Annotated in this window: 17 protein-coding genes; 15 read left to right on the plus strand and 2 right to left on the minus strand. The window is 34.8% G+C overall.

The genetic code is table 11. The annotated features are described in order from the left end of the window. The first annotated feature begins 94 nt into the window (after window positions 1-94). Window positions 95-724, plus strand: coding sequence for a hypothetical protein (locus J2Z35_RS03525; protein WP_209659406.1), 630 nt, complete (start codon window positions 95-97; stop codon window positions 722-724). 160 nt (window positions 725-884) lie between these two features. Here the strand turns inward: J2Z35_RS03525 and J2Z35_RS03530 are convergent, their stop codons facing one another. After that, window positions 885-1,271, minus strand: a complete 387-nt coding sequence (locus J2Z35_RS03530) for a DUF302 domain-containing protein (RefSeq protein ID WP_209659408.1) — start codon at window positions 1,269-1,271, stop codon at window positions 885-887. 175 nt (window positions 1,272-1,446) lie between these two features. Here J2Z35_RS03530 and trhA point away from each other — a divergent pair, with 175 nt between their 5' ends. From trhA to nagA, 11 genes are all read left to right on the plus strand, one after another. After that, window positions 1,447-2,100, plus strand: coding sequence for a PAQR family membrane homeostasis protein TrhA (gene trhA, locus J2Z35_RS03535; protein ID WP_281063613.1), 654 nt, complete (start codon window positions 1,447-1,449; stop codon window positions 2,098-2,100). A gap of 19 nt (window positions 2,101-2,119) precedes the next feature. Continuing rightward, complete coding sequence (locus J2Z35_RS03540) at window positions 2,120-2,635, plus strand: flavodoxin domain-containing protein (protein ID WP_209659410.1); 516 nt, start codon at window positions 2,120-2,122, stop codon at window positions 2,633-2,635. 196 nt (window positions 2,636-2,831) lie between these two features. After that, on the plus strand, window positions 2,832-3,092 hold the full coding sequence (locus J2Z35_RS03545; RefSeq protein WP_209659411.1) for a hypothetical protein: 261 nt from the start codon (window positions 2,832-2,834) through the stop codon (window positions 3,090-3,092). A gap of 209 nt (window positions 3,093-3,301) precedes the next feature. Then, window positions 3,302-4,408: a rod shape-determining protein RodA gene (gene rodA, locus J2Z35_RS03550; protein WP_209659413.1), complete on the plus strand. Its 1,107-nt coding sequence runs from the start codon at window positions 3,302-3,304 to the stop codon at window positions 4,406-4,408. Window positions 4,409-4,468: 60 nt separating this feature from the next. Further along, the gene (leuS, locus tag J2Z35_RS03555) at window positions 4,469-6,871 is read left to right on the plus strand and encodes a leucine--tRNA ligase (RefSeq protein WP_209659415.1); all 2,403 of its coding nucleotides are present in this window, start codon (window positions 4,469-4,471) and stop codon (window positions 6,869-6,871) included. Between the two features lie 241 nt (window positions 6,872-7,112). After that, window positions 7,113-8,021, plus strand: coding sequence for an N-acetylmuramic acid 6-phosphate etherase (murQ, locus tag J2Z35_RS03560; RefSeq protein ID WP_245330741.1), 909 nt, complete (start codon window positions 7,113-7,115; stop codon window positions 8,019-8,021). A gap of 32 nt (window positions 8,022-8,053) precedes the next feature. Then, window positions 8,054-9,487 carry a PTS transporter subunit EIIC gene (locus tag J2Z35_RS03565; RefSeq protein WP_245330742.1) on the plus strand — a complete coding sequence of 478 codons (1,434 nt, stop codon included), beginning with the start codon at window positions 8,054-8,056 and terminating at the stop codon, window positions 9,485-9,487. A 158-nt stretch (window positions 9,488-9,645) separates the two neighbouring features. After that, the gene (locus J2Z35_RS03570; RefSeq protein WP_209659417.1) at window positions 9,646-10,680 is read left to right on the plus strand and encodes a MupG family TIM beta-alpha barrel fold protein; all 1,035 of its coding nucleotides are present in this window, start codon (window positions 9,646-9,648) and stop codon (window positions 10,678-10,680) included. 33 nt (window positions 10,681-10,713) lie between these two features. Further along, window positions 10,714-11,562 carry a MurR/RpiR family transcriptional regulator gene (locus tag J2Z35_RS03575; protein WP_209659419.1) on the plus strand — a complete coding sequence of 283 codons (849 nt, stop codon included), beginning with the start codon at window positions 10,714-10,716 and terminating at the stop codon, window positions 11,560-11,562. A gap of 12 nt (window positions 11,563-11,574) precedes the next feature. Next, window positions 11,575-12,303: a glucosamine-6-phosphate deaminase gene (nagB, locus tag J2Z35_RS03580; RefSeq protein ID WP_209659421.1), complete on the plus strand. Its 729-nt coding sequence runs from the start codon at window positions 11,575-11,577 to the stop codon at window positions 12,301-12,303. A gap of 29 nt (window positions 12,304-12,332) precedes the next feature. Beyond that, complete coding sequence (nagA, locus tag J2Z35_RS03585; RefSeq protein ID WP_209659442.1) at window positions 12,333-13,472, plus strand: N-acetylglucosamine-6-phosphate deacetylase; 1,140 nt, start codon at window positions 12,333-12,335, stop codon at window positions 13,470-13,472. A 64-nt stretch (window positions 13,473-13,536) separates the two neighbouring features. Here the strand turns inward: nagA and J2Z35_RS03590 are convergent, their stop codons facing one another. Then, entirely contained in the window at window positions 13,537-14,220 is a 684-nt protein-coding gene (locus tag J2Z35_RS03590; protein ID WP_209659443.1) for a TetR/AcrR family transcriptional regulator, read from the minus strand. 111 nt (window positions 14,221-14,331) lie between these two features. On the opposite strand from J2Z35_RS03590, the gene J2Z35_RS03595 reads away from it, so the two are divergent. The 3 genes from J2Z35_RS03595 (at window position 14,332) to J2Z35_RS03605 (ending at window position 18,607) form a co-directional block, all read left to right on the plus strand. After that, window positions 14,332-15,657 (plus strand): glycine/sarcosine/betaine reductase component B subunit, encoded by a 1,326-nt coding sequence (locus tag J2Z35_RS03595; RefSeq protein WP_209659445.1) that lies wholly within the window; start codon window positions 14,332-14,334, stop codon window positions 15,655-15,657. Between the two features lie 11 nt (window positions 15,658-15,668). Beyond that, window positions 15,669-16,991: a betaine reductase selenoprotein B gene (grdH, locus tag J2Z35_RS03600; RefSeq protein WP_209659446.1), complete on the plus strand. Its 1,323-nt coding sequence runs from the start codon at window positions 15,669-15,671 to the stop codon at window positions 16,989-16,991. Between the two features lie 110 nt (window positions 16,992-17,101). Next, entirely contained in the window at window positions 17,102-18,607 is a 1,506-nt protein-coding gene (locus J2Z35_RS03605) for a glycine betaine uptake BCCT transporter (protein ID WP_209659449.1), read from the plus strand. Window positions 18,608-18,678 lie beyond the last annotated feature (71 nt).

Raw genomic sequence — 18,678 nt, forward strand, 5'->3', positions numbered from 1 at the left:
CACTTGTTACGGAAATCCAAGTGACTAACTTGGTATTATATAAGAGCTAGATAGAGAATATTATTAAAATGATAAATCTTAGGAGGAATTTGAAATGAGTTTATTTTTAGGAAAAATACATTATTGGTTATTTAATAAAATAAAATGGTTTGAGGCATTAGAGCTTGAAATAATGGAGTTTGGAACAAAGCAAGGATATGATGTTACTTCATGGAAAGAAGAGCTTTATGGTCAAATAGGAGCTCCTACAGAAGACAGACCTTTAGAAGAAATTATAGATACTGGAAATATTCATGGTTGGCTTCAAGATAAAATTGAAAAATCTGAATCGAGAATGGCAAGTCTAGTTACAAAGATACTAAGTGAAAACCCAGAAAATATAAAAAGTCTTGAAGAGATATTTAAAAATCAAGGGATAGCCGCTGGAAAGTCCTATGAAGAATCTGTAATATCTCCAGAGCAAGCTTATAATGTTATGAATGACTTCTTACTTGAAGGGATGCCATGTGATAGAGTAAGTGATTCTCTTTCTTCCACAGATGAAGAGTTTATGTGGAAGACTACAAGATGCCTTCATAAAGGTCATTGGGATAGAGTAGGAGGCAATGTCGAAAACTTTTATATACTTAGAACTGCATGGGCAAAAGGCTTCCTAGGAAATATCAATAAACCTTTTGATTATGATAAAATCGGTGAAGATGTTCACATAATATCAGCTATATAATAAATTATAAAGATTTGAAGAAAATAGTATCTAAAAAGCAAATATAATTTATAAATAAGAACCATAACTAAAAAAGAACTATAACTAAAAAAGAACTATATCTAGCTTAGATTGAAAATCTGGCTAGATATAGTTCTTTTTTCAATTATTTAATAACTATCTATAATGACTTATCAATAGCGTATTTTAAAGTTCGCTCCACCGACTTAGCTACTTCCGATACGCCTGTTGCTCCAGATAGCTTGATTAGCTCCTCGGGTCTTAGCATACCTAGGTAAACCTTTGAGTCTTTTTCATAGGCAACCATTTTGCAAGGAAGAAAATATCCGATTTCTATATTATAATCAAGAATTTCTTTGGCTTGTTTAGGATTACAGACTTCAAAAATCTTGAAATTCGTAGTAAAATCCAAGCCCTTTTCTTGAAGCTTATCTTTAAAATTTAGCTCCCAAAGAACTCCGAATCCAGAGTCAGAAAGATTGATTTTAAGACTCTCGCATGCCTCCTCAAAAGTTTTGGAAGTCTCACGCTCATACTTGATTTCCATAAACTATCCCTCCCAGATTTTTAAAGTATTTGTTAATATAAATTTTACAAATTGCTATTAATAGTTGATATACCCATTAAAGACAGTCTAAATTTTTTTTGATGTAAATTTCGTAAAGACTTTTTTTTGTATTTGGAATATAATTTATATTAAGAAAGATTTGGAGGTGTTTTGTTTGATTAAATATATTAAAAATATAAAAGACCCAGTAAGCTGCCTTACACATATGGCAGGGGCGATTGCATCAATTGTAGGACTTGTATTTTTGCTTACAAAAGCGATTAAATTAGGGACTCCTACCCATATCGTAGGATTTTCTATTTTTGGGGCAAGTTTGATACTTCTCTATACGGCAAGTACCGTGTATCATATGCTTGATATTTCAGACAAGGTAAACTTAATTCTAAGAAAGATTGACCATATGATGATATTTGTACTTATAGCAGGTACATATACCCCTATATGTATCACGGCGCTTAAGGGAAGCTGGGGCTTTACATTACTTGCGATTATCTGGACTATAGGGATACTTGGAATTATTCTAAAGCTATTTTGGATGGATGCTCCTAGATGGTTTTCTACGGCTATATATACTGCCATGGGTTGGCTTATAGTTATTGCTATTTATCCTCTTTCCAAGGTACTTCCTACAGGAGCACTCGTTTATATGGGCTTGGGAGGGGTATTCTATACAGTAGGAGCAGTAATTTATGGTCTAAAATGGCCTAAAATCAACTTTAAGCATTTTGGTTTCCATGAAATATTTCATATTTTTGTTTTGGCAGGAAGTACTAGTCACTTTTTAATGGTATACAACTATTTAATTTAGTTATATATGGGGTGGTAGCTTGAAAGGTCTTGTAGTTTTCAAAGGAAGATATGGAAGTACAGAGGAATATGCAAATTGGATTGCAGAAGACCTTGGATTTGGTCTTGCATGCTCAGACGATATCAAAAAAAAAGACTTGGAAAACTATGATGTCCTAGTTATTGGAAGCTCAGTATACACAGGGAGACTTCGAATATCGGACTGGCTTGAAGAAAATAGGGAAATCCTCTTAAAAAAACCTATATATCTTTTTACAGTCTCTGGAACTCATCCCACTGAGGACAGAATTTTACAGAGAATACTCAATCTGAGCATTCCGGAAGATATGCATGATAGGTATAGACACTATCCTCTTCATGGAAGGCTGGTTTCTAAAAAGCTGACACTTAAAGATAGACTTTTCATATCTTTTGGTTCAAGAATTGCAAATGGAGGAGTAAAACCAAAAGGAAATCCACTTAGAGACTATGATTATGTGGCAAGAGATAGTATAAATGCAATGGTTGAAGAGATAAGAAGAAATATAGAAGCATAGAATTTCATATAATATATCCTATAAAATAATCAGATTGTAACAAAACTATTAAAAATACAAATATGAAAAACATACATGATATGAGGGTAGCTTACAGAAGATTTGAAACCTCTATCGAAACATACAACTATATTTTCATCACAGAAAAAAGCTAAAATCTAAAGATATAAAAAAAGTATTTAAAGTTTTAGGAAAAATGAGGGACATACAGATTCAGAAGGAGCTTATAAAAGACTTTAAAATTGATGATAAAGTATCCTCCTATATAAAATATCTTGATAAAGAGTTTTCAAATAGAGATGAAGAGTTTAAAGACATCCTAAAACAATTTTCTATAATAGATATGGAAGCCTATATAAAAAAAATCTTAAAAGTAATTAAAAGGGAGAGTAAGAAAAATTCCAAAAAGTTAAAAAAGAAAAATCTCAAAAAAATCTATCTTAAATCAAAAGAATAAATTGTTGAAATGCTGGATAATATTATAGAGACTCAAAAGAGAAAAATAGAAATATTGAAAAAGGAGCATGTACCTGAAATTAAATAATTTCAGGTACATGCTCCTCTTGTACTTACGGAGAAATTGAAGTAATATAGTAGTTAGATTATTTTTGATTTAATGAAAAATATTTAGTGTTTTTTAAGGTTTAGTATTGTTTGGAGGAAATGATGATTTTTAAGAATCTAAAGGATTTGGATTATAAGCTTATTCTTACGGTCCTTTTGCTTCATCTGTGCGGTATCACTCTTATAGCAAGTGCCACAAAGATGAATCAGGGATATATATCTAGAGAATTCATTATACAAAACATATCGTTTGGTCTGGGAATAGTATCAATAATTGGTATGATGTTCTTTGATTATAGAGATTTGAAAAGGTATCACTGGATATTTTATGGCATCGGGCTAGTGCTTCTTGCAATAGTATTTATTCCAGGAGTAGGGATAAATGTGGGTGGGTCTACAAGATGGATAAATATTGGAATAATGAACCTTCAGACATCTGAGGTAGTTAAGATTACATATATAATCAGTTTTGCAGCATTTGTAGAAGAGAGAAGGGGAAATTTTGATACATGGAAAGACTTAATTCCTCCTGCTCTTTATATACTTCCTGTATTTATACTTATGATGAGACAGCCAGACCTTGGAGGAAGCATTGTATTTATAGTAATATCATTTAGTATGCTTTTTATATCAGGACTTAATATGAAAATCGTAGGTATGGCTTCAGGTCTCTTTCTTGCATCAATGCCTATGATATATAGATTTGTACTTAGACCTCATCAAAGAGTAAGAATAGATGCATTTTTGAATCCATCTGATCCAAGCTTTCCAGGGAACTTCCAAGTCATCCAATCAATGATAGCGATAGGTTCAGGACAGATTTTTGGAAAAGGACTCTTTAGAGGAACTCAAAATCAATTACACTTTCTACCTGTCCAAGAGTCAGATTTTATTTTTGCTGTCTTAGGAGAAGAGTTTGGACTTATGGGAATGAGTGTAGTAGTACTACTATTTTTCTTTTTTCTTATAAGAGTTCTTAAGAATGCAGTAATGGCAAAGGACTTTTATGGTACCTTGATTGTAACTGGGGTTTTATCCATGTTTACCTATCAGATATTTCAAAATATAGGGATGGTAATGGGAATCATGCCGGTTACTGGAGTTACTCTCCCATTTATAAGCTATGGGGGTAGCTCAATGCTTACTAGTATGATTGCAGTGGGGCTTGTAATTAACGTATCTATTAGAATAAAACATAGAGTAAATTAAACCCTAGGTTAATTCACAATAAAAATCAAAATGGCTAGCATTTTGAGAGGAGGATAAATTTTGGAAAGATACAACCATAAACAAATTGAGAAAAAATGGCAGGACGCTTGGGAAGAAAAAGGCGTATTTCATGCCTCGAATGATTCTGAAAAGCCTAAGTTTTACCCCCTTGTAGAGTTCCCATATCCATCTGGACATGGTCTTCATGTAGGGCATCCACGTTCCTATACTGCACTTGATATAGTTGCAAGAAAAAGAAGACTAGGTGGTTACAATGTCCTTTATCCAATCGGTTGGGATGCATTTGGTCTTCCAACAGAAAACTATGCCATAAAACATAAGATTCATCCAAGGGAAGTAACTAAGGAAAATATAGCAAACTTCAAAAGACAGCTTCAGTCACTTGGTATTTCATTTGACTGGTCGAGAGAAATAAATACAACAGACCCAAACTATTACAAATGGACTCAGTGGATATTTATAAAACTTTTCGAAAAGGGTCTTGCCTATAAAAACAAGATGCCTATCAACTGGTGTAACAGCTGTAAGGTTGGTCTTGCAAATGAAGAAGTAATCCAAGGTAAATGTGAAAGATGTGGTGGAGAGGTAGTAAGAAAAGAGAAAAATCAGTGGATGTTAAAAATTACTGAGTACGCTGATAGACTTATAGATGACCTTGATACAGTTAATTATATAGAAAGAGTAAAAATCCAGCAAAAGAACTGGATAGGAAGATCTTACGGAATGGAGATTGATTTTCCAGTTGCAGACACTCATTTAACTGTATTTACTACAAGACCTGATACTATATACGGAGCCACCTATATGGTAATATCTCCAGAACATCCAATAATCACTGAAAAAGCTTCAATGATTGAAAATCTTGAGGAAGTAATGGCATATAAAGAAGAGGCTGCTAGAAAATCTGAGTTTGAAAGAACTGAGATGAGTACAGAAAAGACAGGGGTAAGAATTAAAGGAATTCCTGTAATCAACCCTCTTACTAAAAAAGAAATACCTCTTTTTGTATCTGATTATGTACTTATGACTTATGGTACAGGCTCAATAATGGCAGTTCCAGGACATGACACTAGAGACCACGAGTTTGCAAAAGCGTTTGACCTTCCAATAGTTGAAGTAGTTTCTGGTGGCAATGTAGATGAAGAAGCATACACGGATATTGATAGCGGAACACTTGTAAACTCTGATATCATAAATGGACTTGACGTAAAGACTGCAAAGGAAAAGATATCAGATTATCTTGAGTCAATAGGAATAGGAAGAAAAAAAGTAAACTATAAGCTTAGAGACTGGGTATTTTCAAGACAGCGTTACTGGGGAGAGCCAATACCTCTTGTACACTGTGAAAAGTGTGGATGGGTTGCAATTCCAGAGTCTGAGCTTCCACTAACTCTTCCAGAAGTTGATTCATATGAGCCGACTGATGATGGAGAATCTCCACTTTCTAAAATAACAGACTGGGTAGAGACAACATGCCCTAGTTGTAATGGTCATGCCCATAGAGAAACTGATACTATGCCGCAGTGGGCAGGTTCATCTTGGTATTTCTTAAGATATGCAGATCCAAGCAATAATGAACAGCTGGCTTCAAAAGAGGCACTTGATTACTGGATGCCTGTAGATTGGTATAATGGTGGAATGGAGCATACGACTCTTCACCTTTTATATTCAAGATTCTGGCACAAGGTGCTTTATGATGTAGGAGCTGTATCAGAGGTAGAGCCTTATAGCAAAAGAACATCTCACGGTATGATACTTGGTGAAAACAATGAAAAAATGTCAAAATCAAGAGGAAATGTAGTCAACCCAGATGATATAGTTGAAGAATACGGTGCAGATACATTTAGGATGTATGAGATGTTCATAGGAGACTTTGAAAAAAGTGTTCCATGGTCTTCCCAAGGAATAAAAGGCTGCAGAAGATTTATAGAAAGAGTATGGAAGCTTAAAGATATCATAAAGGCAGAAGATTATTATAGCAAGCTAGTTGAAGTTTCAGTTCACAAGACTATAAAAAAGGTAACTGAAGACTTCGAAACCCTAAAATTTAATACAGCAATTGCAGCTATGATGTCTTTGGTGAATGAATTTTATGATGCTAAAGGAATCACAAAAGAAGACTACAAGACTCTTTTAATCCTTCTAAACCCTGTAGCTCCTCATGTTACTGAAGAAATATGGAGTATAATGGATTTTGGAGGAGATTTAAACGAAGCAAAATGGCCTGAGCATGATGAGTCCAAGCTTGTAGAAAAGACTATAGAAATTCCGGTTCAGATAAATGGAAAAGTTAGAGGGAAGATTGTAGTTGCTGCTGATATTTCCAAAGAGGATATAATCATTATGGCAAAATCAGACCTTATCGTAAAAGATATGCTAGATGGAAAAGAAATTAAAAAAATAATATATGTTCCAGGAAAGATATTGAATATTGTGGTATAGAAATATCCTTCCATATAACAAAACAATGATTCAGGCACTATAATTAGTGCCTGTTTTTTTATGAAATAAATTAAGTGAATATCTTTAAAAGATATAAGACAATTACGTAGTAATTAAATTACAAAAATACAAAAAAATATTGAAATAATATTTCAAATGACATATAATATAATTACAGAAATTTCTTAAAACAAAATAATAGATTTTAGTTTTGATTAAAGTTAAAGAAGAGAGGGATATTATGAGTATAGATTTAAAGACAATGACTACAGAAGAGCGAAATCCAAACAGCCTAGGTATAGATAATCTTTCAACTATAGATATGATGAAAACCATCAATGCTGAGGACAAAAAAGTAGCACTAGCTGTGGAGAAAGAGCTTGAAAATATAGCAAAGACAGTAGATATAATAGCTGAGCAGCTTAGCTTAGGAGGAAGACTCATATATATAGGGGCAGGGACAAGTGGTAGACTTGGTATACTTGATGCATCTGAATGCCCTCCGACATATGGCACTGACCCATCTCTTGTCCAAGGTCTTATTGCCGGAGGAGAGGAAGCTATTTTTAAGGCTGTTGAAGGGGCAGAGGATAGTGAGGAAGACGGGGAAAACGATCTTGTAGCCATAGGGTTTAATGAAAAAGATGTACTTGTGGGGATAGCAGCAAGTGGCAGAACTCCATATGTAATAGGGGCAATGAACTACGCAAATTCTATAGGAGCAAAGACTATTTCAATAAGTTGCAATAGTGAGAGTAAGATGTCAAAGCTAGCAACCCTTTCTATAACCATAGTTGTTGGCCCTGAGGTTGTGACTGGATCTACAAGAATGAAAGCAGGAACAGCTCAGAAAATGGTACTGAATATGCTTTCTACAGGAGCTATGATAAAGCTGGGTAAGGTATATGAAAATCTAATGGTGGATGTAAGTGCTACTAATTTGAAGCTTGTGGAAAGAGCAAAGAGAATTGTAATGGAGGCTACTTCTGTATCTAGAGAAGAGGCTGAAGAGTATCTTGTACTCACAGACTATGATGTAAAGCTTACTATTTTTATGATACTTTCCCAAATATCAGATAAAAAATCAGCTAAAGATATACTGGAAAAAAATAAAGGTCATATAAGAAAGGCAATTGAAGATATTCATTAAAATATTTTATTAACGGAAAAAGGGGTGCTATTATGTCTTCTATTACGAACAAGGAATTATCTGTTAGGATTATTGAGCTTTTAGGCGGTAAAGAAAACATTATTAATGTCACTAACTGCATGACTAGAGTCAGAATACAAGTAAAGAGGAGAGGAGAAGTAAGGCTAGATGAGCTAAAGACCGTAGAAGGAGTTATGGGAGTAGTCGAAGCAGAAACTATCCAAATAGTAGTGGGACCTGGAAAGGCAAAGAAGGTTGCTGATATATTAAATGAAGATTTGGATTTATATGGACAGCCTCATGTTACAGAGGACTGGCAAAGCAACAAACAAGAAATCAAAAAAGGGCAGAAGCAAAGTAAATTAAAAAGTGCCCTTGAAACTATAGCTGGAATATTCGTACCTCTTATACCTGCAATTATTGCGGCTGGTATCTTCAACGGATTTAGTAGTCTTATAGGTACTATGCAGCAACAGGGAGGACTTCCTCAGGACAGTCAGTTTTGGGAAGTAACACGTCTTTTATTTTCATTGATTGGAAGTAGTTTCCTTGGCTATTTTGCTATATTTACAGGGGTCAATGCAGCAAGAAGATTTGGGGCAACTGAAGGTCTAGGTGGAATGGTTGGAGCGATGTCCATTTCTGCTCAGATAGTAAGTATATCAGAAATATTTGGTCTTTATGATGCTCAAACTCCACTAAACTCTATCTTAACCACAGGTAAAGGTGGGATAGTAGGGGTTATAATAGGAGTATATCTTCTTTCAAAAATAGAAAAATTTGTGAGAAAGAGTGTACCAGATGTACTTGACTTGATAATAACACCTATAGTAACCCTTCTTATTACAGCATTAATATTTGTATTTGCAATAATGCCTTTATCAGGAATAGCATCAGACTGGCTAGTTAGTGCACTGAGCGTTATTATTGGCTCTGATAATATGGTGGTAAGTGTTATTTCTGGATATATACTTTCTGCACTGTTTTTACCAATGGTTCTTCTTGGACTTCACCATGGACTGATTCCTATATATGCTATCCAGCTTGAAGCATTCGGAGGAGTTTCACTTTTCCCTGTACTTGCAATGGCAGGAGCTGGACAGGTAGGGGCAGCTATAGCGATTTATATGATATGTAAAAAAGTTGGAAACGATAGGATGAAGCAAGTAATTGCAGGAGCCCTTCCAGCTGGTATTCTTGGAATAGGAGAGCCACTGATATATGGAGTTACCCTTCCACTTGGAAAGCCATTTATTACGGCTGGTCTTGGAGCTGGGTTTGGAGGAGCTTATGTAATGGCCACTCAAGTAATGGCTACAGCATGGGGACCTTCAGGTCTTGTTGCAGTACCACTTATGCAACCAAGCTCAATGATTCACTATGTTATTGGAATATTTATTTCATATATAGGAGGATTTATAATCACTAGAATTTTTATTAAAGATTCTGATGTGGCAGGAGTATAGTTAATATAAAATAAAAGTTTGGGTAGAGATTATATAGTCTCCACCCAAACTTTTTGAATATATAAACCTTTAGCATGAATTTTTTTATCTGATGTAAGTTTAAGCTTCATTAAAAATAAACTATCTTTAGTGATCTATATTAAAAGGAGAATTATAATATGTTTGGAATATCAATATATACAGGAATGGACTATAGCCTTGAAGACAATCTGAAATATCTTGAAAATGCAAAAAAATATGGGATAGATACAGTTTTTACATCTCTTCATATTCCGGAAGCTCAAGAGAGACTGTATGAGGAGACCAAAGAAATACTAAAAAAAACTAAAGAACTTGATATGAAAATTATTGCAGATATTTCAAAAGGTTTTATGGAAAAAATAGAAATAAAGGATTATAATATTCATTCCCTAAGACTAGATTTTGGATTTTCAATAGAGGAAATAACTGATTTAACTAAAAACAAGGAATTCAAAATTCAGATTAATGCAAGTACAATAGATGAAGCCTATTTAAAAGAGTTAATAGAAAAAGGGGCAGACCTTGAAAATATAGAAGTTGGTCATAACTATTATCCAAGAAAAGATACAGGAATTTCATACACGCTTCTTAAAGAAAGAAACAGTGTTTTTAAAAAATACGGCTTCAGCATTATGGCCTTTGTATCCTCACTTAATGAAAGAAGAGGGCCTATATATGAGGGCCTTCCTACCCTAGAATCCACAAGAGAAATAAGACCTTTATTATCAGCTCAGTATCTATTAAATGCTGGAGTAGATATAGTTATAATAGGAGATGCATTTGCATCAGATAAAGAAATAAATGATATGACTAAAATAAAAAAAGATATCTGGACTATCCCTCTAAAAGCAGAGAATATCACAAAAGAAGAGATGGATGTACTATCTGGAGTACATACGAATAGGATGGACCCAGGTGAATTTACAATAAGGTCCCAAGAGGCAAGACTTAAAAAGACCAGTTCAATCAAAAAAAGAAATACAGGAGAAAGATTAAAGTACTTTCTGACAATAGACAATGAAGGATATCTTAGATATGAAAGAGAATTACAAATAGTCATGAAAAATCTTCCGTCTGATGATAGAATAAATATAATTGGAGATTTATCAGAATCATCTCTGTTGATTAATCAAATAAAACCAGGGGATAAATTTGAATTTTTGATTGATTAGAAAATTAAAAACCTTTAAGCAGGAGGAAAAAAATTGAGCTGTATCTTAAAAATTAGGGAGAGCTATAAAGTTTTCACCCCTACAGAAGAACGAATAGCTAACTATATCTTAAATAACAAAGAAAGGATAAGTTCTTTATCGGCTGCTGAACTTGGGGAAGCAGTAGGGACCAGCGCACCAAGTGTAGTAAGATTTGCAAGAAAGCTTGGATATACTGGAGTTCAAGATATGAAAATGGAGCTTGCCAAGGATTTGGTTCTTAGAGACAAAAGTCAGGAAAGGGTATATGAAGCTGTAAGTGTAAATGATTCCACAAAGGATATAATATATAAAATAGGGCATGAAAATATGAACGCCATAGAGGAAACCCTAAGTCTCATAGATGAAGACGAAATCGAAAAAGCCATAAAAGCTTTAATAAATGCAAACCATATAAATATATATGGTGTTGCAGCTTCAGGACTTGTGGGGCTTGATTTACAATACAAGCTGATGAGAATAAATAAAAAATCCAGCATGTATATGGATAGTCATACTCAGATGGCATCGGCAATTCATATGGGAAAAAATGATGTAGCAATCGCAATATCCCATAGTGGAAGAACCCTTGAAGTAATAAAGGTTTTAGAAGCTGCAAAAAAAAGGGGAGCGATAACAATATCTATAACTAATTATGGGAAAAATCCTGTAAGTGACCTTGCAGATATCAAGCTCTTTACTGCAAGTGTAGAAAAAACTTTGAGATCTGGGGCGATTGCATCGAGAATAGCCCAGCTTACGATTATAGATATACTTTTCATAGGAATAGCTAGAAATAATTTTAGTGAAATATTTGAGTATATTAAAGACACCAGAGAAATTGTAGAAGACTTTAAAATATAGGGGGAGAAAAAAATGAGAATATATATAGAAGAAAACTATGAAGCTATGAGCAAAAAAGCTGCTCTTTTAGTGGCAAGTCAGGTTATAATAAATCCTAAAAGTATTCTAGGGTTAGCTACAGGTGGGACTCCTCTTGGTATGTACAACTGCCTTGTAGAGATGTTTCATGATGGAGAACTTGATTTTTCCGAAATAAAAACCTTCAATCTTGACGAATATTATGGACTTTCAAAGGAAGATGACCAGAGTTACTATGGATATATGAATGAAAATTTTTTCAAGCACATAAATATTTTGAAAGAAAACACAGATATTCCAAATGGAAAAGCAGAAGATGTATTAAAAGAATGTGAAGCTTATGATGAAAAAATAAAAGTATCTGGAGGAATTGACCTTCAAATACTTGGAATAGGTTCAAATGGGCATATAGGATTTAACGAGCCTGCAGATAAGCTAAATGTAAAGACTCACCTTGTCAACCTTTCCCAGAAGACAATAAGTGACAATAGCAGATTTTTTGCAAACAAAGAAGATGTTCCAAAGCAAGCCATATCTGTAGGTCTTGAAACCATAATGAAGTCAAAAAAAATCATAATGCTTGCCAGTGGAAAAAGCAAGGCTGAGGCCATCAAAGCTATGGTAAGTGGATATGTAGACACTCATATACCGGCTTCTATACTTCAGACTCATAGTGATGTAGTTTTAGTAGTAGATAAGGAAGCAGCATCATTAATTGATTGATTTTCATCTAAAAAGAGAGGTTTGAAATCATGAAAGCACTTATTAATGGGAAAATATTAATGGAAAATGAAATATTAGAAGATAGAGTCTTGCTCTTTGACACTAAAATTAGAGAGATTTGCAAGGTAGAGGATATTAATCACTATGAAGTCACAGAAATCATAGATGCAAATAATCTATATATTTCTCCAGGTTTCATAGACATACACATCCATGGCTCTGGGGGTTTTGATACTATGGATGGAGATATTAACGCACTTGAAAAAATAAGTAAGACCATAGCAGCTTATGGAACTACTAGCTTCTTACCAACCACTATGACAATGGAAAAAAGTCATATAATAAAAGCCTTAGATACCATAAAAAAAGCTATGAGCACTGAAACCAAAAATGTAGCAAATATATTAGGCGTCCACCTTGAAGGCCCATTTATAAATCCGATTTTTAAAGGAGCTCAAAATTCAGAGTATATTATAGAGCCTGATTATGAATTTATAAAAAACTATCTTGATATTATAAAGATTATTACGATGGCTCCAGAAATAAAGGGTAGCTTTGACTTTATGGACTTAATAAAACAAAATTCATCTGCAGTTCTTTCTATAGGGCATAGTAATGCAACTTATGAAGAAGCTATGGAAGCTATAGAAAGAGGAATATCTCATAGTACACATATTTTTAATGCTATGACTCCCCTTCATCATAGAAACCCAGGTGTTGTAGGTGCAGTTTTTAATAGTGAAATAACCTGTGAACTCATAGCTGACAAGATACATGTTCATCCAGAGTTATTTAGATTTCTAATAAAGGCTGTAGGAGAAAATCGTATATGTCTAATAACAGATTCTATGAGAGCTGGGTGTATGAAGGATGGATGCTACGACCTAGGAGGACAGAGCGTCATAGTAAAAGATGGGAGTGCAAGACTTAGTGATGGACAGTTGGCAGGAAGCGTATTAACTCTCAATCTTGCTGTAAAGAACTTTTTTGAAAGCACAGATTATCCCCTCAACAAAATTGTAAACATGGTCTCTATTAACCCTGCAAAGGTCATAGGATTTGAAAATCAAAAAGGAAGTATAGAAAAAGGCAAGGATGCAGATATTATATTATTTGACAAAGAAATTTCTATAAAAAGTGTATTTATAGAAGGCAAAAAAATAAATTAAGCTAAAGCCCCACCTACAGGCAATAAAATATTGCTCATGGGTGGGGTTTTAATTTGTAAAACTTCTAGTTAGCTAGCACTTCTTTTTTTAAGTAAAAGCTAATGGAATTTTTTATGTGAAGGATTGTCTTAGTGACAGCTTCCTCTACTTCAATCTTATGCATTTTAGATATTATTCTATCCAGCATACCTTCATATATCAAAAGAGATACCTCACTAATGCTTTTAATATCATCCTTGGAAAAATAACCCTCCCTCACGCATTTTTCAAGAGATGCTTCTGTTCTATCATATATATTATGATGAAGCATCATTTCATTGAACTCTTCAGCCTCTTCCTTAGTAAGCTCATTTGGAAATATCTCATAATATTCCTTCAAAGAAGTGTTTAATGAATTTCCAAATTCCTCAAAAAATATCTTATGATATAATACTGGATTTTGGAAGGAATAGAAGCAGAAGCACTCCCAAATTTTCAAATATTTTTCCACGGGATTTTTAGCAGTACTTGTAAATTTTGGCAGATTATCTGCGTAGCTTTTCAGATATTTTAATGAAGCAAAAGCCATAAGATGGTCGATATTATCAAAATAATTATATAAGGTTGCACTATTGTAGCCAGCAATATCGGATACTTTTCTTATAGTTACCATATCTATTCCTTCATCTTCCATAATTTCGTATGTAGCCTCTATAAAATATTTCATTATTCGTCTTTTCTGTATAAGCTTTTTATCTAATTTTTCCATAATTTTCCCCACTATCTGTAAATTTCAAAATTATTTTGTCTTGATATAAAACCATTATATCTCATAATTTTACTAATTGAGAACAATATATTTAATAAGGAGGAAAGCGAAATGAAACTGGAACTAGGTAATTTTTATGTGAAAGATGCGGTTTTTGGTGATGAGACTGCCTTTAAAGACGGTATTCTTACCATAAACAAAGAAGAAGCGTTAAAAGTTGCAATGGAAGATGAAAACATTACAGAAGCTGATATTGTAATTGCAAAGCCTGGTGACAATATTCGTATTGTACCTGTGAAAGAAGCGATTGAGCCAAGGTTTAGAGTTTCTGGCGGGCCAGTATTTCCTGGTGTAACAGGAGAGCTTCTTCAAGATGGAAATGGAAAAACCTATGCCCTAAAAAATTCAAACGTTTTAGTAGTTGGAAAAAAATGGGGTGGATTCCAAGATGGACTTATAGATATGAGTGGAGAAGGAGCTAAATATACGCTTTTTTCTGAGCTTATAAACATCTGCCTAGTTGCGGACACAAATGAGGATTTTGAAAAAAGAGAGCAGCAAAAGAAAAATAAAGCCCTAAGATGGGCTGGGATGAGACTTTCAGAGTACCTTGGGAAAACGGTTTCAAAACTTGTTCCTGAAGATGTGGAGTGTTTTGAACTTCATCCTCTAACTAAAAGAACTGAAAAAGAAAAATCCTTACCAGGAGTTGTATTTGTAATGCAGCCTCAATCACAAATGGAAGAGATGGGATACAACGACCTTGTATATGGATGGGATGCAAATCATATGCTTCCAACGTTTATGCATCCAAATGAGGTACTTGATGGAGCTATAATATCAGGTTCATTCATGCCTTGTTCATCAAAGTGGTCTACATACGATTTCCAAAATTATCCTATGATAAAAAGACTCTATGAAGAACATGGCAAAACAATAAACTTTATTGGAGTTATAATGTCCAATTTAAATGTTGCTCTTGAGCAAAAAGAAAGAGCTGCACTTTTTGTAGCACAAATGGCAAAATCTCTAGGAGCAGAAGCTGCTGTAGTTGCAGAAGAAGGATATGGTAACCCAGATGCTGACTTTATAGCTTGCATAGTAGCACTTGAAGATGCAGGAGTAAAAACCATAGGTCTTACAAACGAATGTACAGGAAGAGATGGAGCATCTCAACCTCTTGTAACACTTGATCAAAAAGCAAACGCTATAGTGTCTTGTGGAAACGTATCAGAGTTTATAATGCTTCCTCCTATGGAAACTGTGATAGGAGATTTAGAAGCTCTTGGAAGAGATGGTCTTTCAGGGGGATGGGCAAATGATGAAGTACTGGGACCTTCTGTAAGGGAAGACGGGTCTATAATAATGGAAAACAATGCTATGTTCTGCGGAGATAGAGTTGCGGGATGGTCTACTAAAACCATGGTGGAGTACTAGGAGGGGCTAAAATGAAAAAAGGTATACTTTATATAAATCAGTTTTTTGGACAAATAGGCGGAGAAGAAATGGCTTCTCATGAACCAGAAATAAGAGAAGGGCTTGTAGGACCAGCACTTGAGCTTAATAAGCAGCTGGGAGATGATGTAGAGATTACTCACACAATAATTTGTGGTGACAACTTTATGGGTTCGAATCAGGAAGAGGCTATATCAAGAATACTAGAGTTTTTAAAAGATAAAGAAATGGACATATTCTTTGCTGGTCCGGCATTTAGAGCAGGAAGATATGGTTCTGCCTGCGGAAATATCTGTAAGGCAGTAAAGGAAAACTTTGATGTGCCTGTACTCACCTCTATGAATGAAGAAAATCCAGGGGTAGAGATGTTCAAAAAGGAAATGATAATATTTAAAGGTGGAGCTAGTGCCGCTGCTATGAGAAAAGATATAAAGGCAATGTCTAGCTATGCCCTTAAAATGTTAAACAATGAAGAGCTTTTATCAGCAGAAAAAGAAGGATATTTTGGAAGAGGAATCAGAAAGCAGGTTTGGCTAGACTCTAAGACTCCAGCAGCAGACAGAGTAATTGATATGCTCCTTAAGAAAATAAATGACGAGCCATTTAAGACAGAGCTTCCAATACCACCATCGGAATATGTTCCTATAGCACCTGCTATAACACCTGAGGAGCTTAAAGAACTTGAAGTAGCTGTAGTTACTTCGGGGGGGATAGTTCCCGTTGGAAACCCAGATAGAATACAATCAGCATCGGCAACCAAATGGGGAAGATATGAAGTATCGGAGCTTTATGATTTGGTGGCTGGAGAATATATGACAATACACGCAGGATTTGACCCAGCAGCAGCAAATGCAGATCCTGATGTAATAGTTCCACTTGATGCCCTTAGAGCTTACGAAAAAGAAGGTAAGATAAAAGGGGTTTATAAATACTTTTATTCTACAGTAGGGACTGGTACTACTCAGGCTGAAGCTTCTAGAATGGGAAAGGAAATAGCAAAAGAGCTTATAGAAGCAGGAATTAAAGCTGTAATCCTAACCTCCACCTGAGGTACGTGTACTCGTTGCGGGGCAACGATGAACAAAGAAATAGAAAAAGCTGGGATTACAATAGTACAGATGGCAAACCTGGTTCCAGTTGCAAAAACAGTGGGATCAAACAGAATAGTACCTACAATATCTATACCTTACCCTCTTGGAGACCCAAATACTACAAAAGAGGAACAGTTCAAGTTAAGACATCATAGAGTGGGAGTGGCTCTTGATGCACTAACAACAGATATTAAAGAGCAGACTGTATTTAAGGTAAAGATATAAATCATCTAAGTATGCTTTTAAGATATTTACACTAAAAATCCATGGTGGCTAAGGGAGAAGAGCTTCTCCCTTAGATTAGATTTTTAATTTAGTAAAGGGGTGAAAGCAAGATGAAACAAAAGGATAATTCTGTATTTTTAATCTCGCTAGTAGTGGTCTTTTCTATTTCTCTTTGGGGAATTCTCTCTCCTGTAGGTTTTGGAGAGGTTGCAAATGGAATCTTTGCATTTTTGACCAATAATTTTGGATGGTTTTATCTTTTGGCAATGTTTTTCTTTGTTATTTTTATGTTCGCCATAGCAGTAAGTAAGTTTGGTAGTATAAGGCTAGGCGAAGATGACTCAAAACCTGAATACAGCTATCTTTCATGGTTTGCAATGCTATTTTCAGCAGGTATGGGTATTGGTCTAGTATTTTGGGGAGTTGCAGAGCCTCTTAATCATTATATGGCACCAATGAATCTTGAAGCAGGAACTGCAGAAGCTGCAAACTTTGCTATCTATACATCGTTTTTTCACTGGGGTATTCATCCATGGGCTAACTATTCAGTAATAGCTCTTGCTCTTGCGTACATGCAGTTTAGAAGAGGAAAGCCTGGTCTTATAAGCAGTATATTCATCCCTCTATTAGGAGAGGAAAAAGCAAGAGGGCCAATAGGAAAGGCTATTGATATACTTGCTATATTTGCTACAGTTGCAGGAGTTGCAACATCTCTAGGTCTTGGGGTACTTCAGATAAATGGAGGACTAAATTATCTATTTGGAATTCCAATAAATACAACAGTAAATATAATAATAATAGTTACAGTTACAGTTCTTTTTATGATTTCTGCAATAAGCGGACTTGATAAAGGGATAAAAATCCTTTCAAATGCGAATATAGGACTTGCTACCATACTTATGATTTTAGGGCTTATAGTTGGACCTACAGTAATGATTCTTAACTCACTTACAAACGGAATAGGTATGTATATAGGAAATATAATTCAGGAAAGTATGAATCTTGAACCATTTGGAGACAACAGCTGGTTTGGCGGCTGGAGAATATTCTACTGGGCATGGTGGATAGCTTGGGCACCATTTGTAGGGGTATTCATAGCTAGAATATCAAAAGGAAGAACAATAAGAGAGTTTATAATTGGTGTTACACTTGTGCCTGCTCTTGGATCTTTCGTTTGGTTTGCAATATTTGGAACAATTGGAATCAGCCTAGGGCCTGAGATTGCAACAGAGGCAATTGCACTTACAGAAACGGCATTCTTCGTGGTAATGCAAAACATGCCAATGGGAAGTCTTATATCCATGATTGCTGTAGTACTTCTTTGCACATTCTTTGTAACATCTGCTGACTCAGCAACATTTGTACTTGGTATGATGTCATCAAATGGTGACCTAAACCCAAGTACTCAAAAGAAGCTTATATGGGGATGCATACAATCTCTAATGGCTTTTTCTCTGATGATGGCAGGAGGGCTTAGCGTACTTCAGATAGCATCTATTGCTGCAGCTTTCCCTTTTGCAATAGTTATGGTATTTGCTTGCTTTTCACTTTTAAAAGCACTTAGAGAAGACTCTCAAATAGCAGAAGATAAATTAGAAAGTGAGAAATCTGCATAAATTGATATCTTTATTTCTAAAAAAGAACCTAAATTTTAGGTTCTTTTTGTTTTGAATTCTTTTTTGTCAGT

The sequence above is a fragment of the Acetoanaerobium pronyense genome, from assembly GCF_017874355.1.
Lineage (GTDB): Bacteria > Bacillota > Clostridia > Peptostreptococcales > Filifactoraceae > Acetoanaerobium > Acetoanaerobium pronyense.

Excerpts from the sequence above, each read along its gene's own strand:
- J2Z35_RS03525 (WP_209659406.1), top strand. The coding sequence starts at position 95 with ATGAGTTTATTTTTAGGAAAAATACATTATTGGTTATTTAATAAAATA.
- J2Z35_RS03530 (WP_209659408.1), bottom strand. The coding sequence starts at position 1,271 with ATGGAAATCAAGTATGAGCGTGAGACTTCCAAAACTTTTGAGGAGGCA.
- J2Z35_RS03545 (WP_209659411.1), top strand. The coding sequence starts at position 2,832 with ATGAGGGACATACAGATTCAGAAGGAGCTTATAAAAGACTTTAAAATT.
- rodA (WP_209659413.1), top strand. The coding sequence starts at position 3,302 with ATGATTTTTAAGAATCTAAAGGATTTGGATTATAAGCTTATTCTTACG.
- murQ (WP_245330741.1), top strand. The coding sequence starts at position 7,113 with ATGAGTATAGATTTAAAGACAATGACTACAGAAGAGCGAAATCCAAAC.
- J2Z35_RS03565 (WP_245330742.1), top strand. The coding sequence starts at position 8,054 with ATGTCTTCTATTACGAACAAGGAATTATCTGTTAGGATTATTGAGCTT.
- J2Z35_RS03570 (WP_209659417.1), top strand. The coding sequence starts at position 9,646 with ATGTTTGGAATATCAATATATACAGGAATGGACTATAGCCTTGAAGAC.
- nagB (WP_209659421.1), top strand. The coding sequence starts at position 11,575 with ATGAGAATATATATAGAAGAAAACTATGAAGCTATGAGCAAAAAAGCT.
- nagA (WP_209659442.1), top strand. The coding sequence starts at position 12,333 with ATGAAAGCACTTATTAATGGGAAAATATTAATGGAAAATGAAATATTA.
- J2Z35_RS03590 (WP_209659443.1), bottom strand. The coding sequence starts at position 14,220 with ATGGAAAAATTAGATAAAAAGCTTATACAGAAAAGACGAATAATGAAA.
- J2Z35_RS03595 (WP_209659445.1), top strand. The coding sequence starts at position 14,332 with ATGAAACTGGAACTAGGTAATTTTTATGTGAAAGATGCGGTTTTTGGT.
- J2Z35_RS03605 (WP_209659449.1), top strand. The coding sequence starts at position 17,102 with ATGAAACAAAAGGATAATTCTGTATTTTTAATCTCGCTAGTAGTGGTC.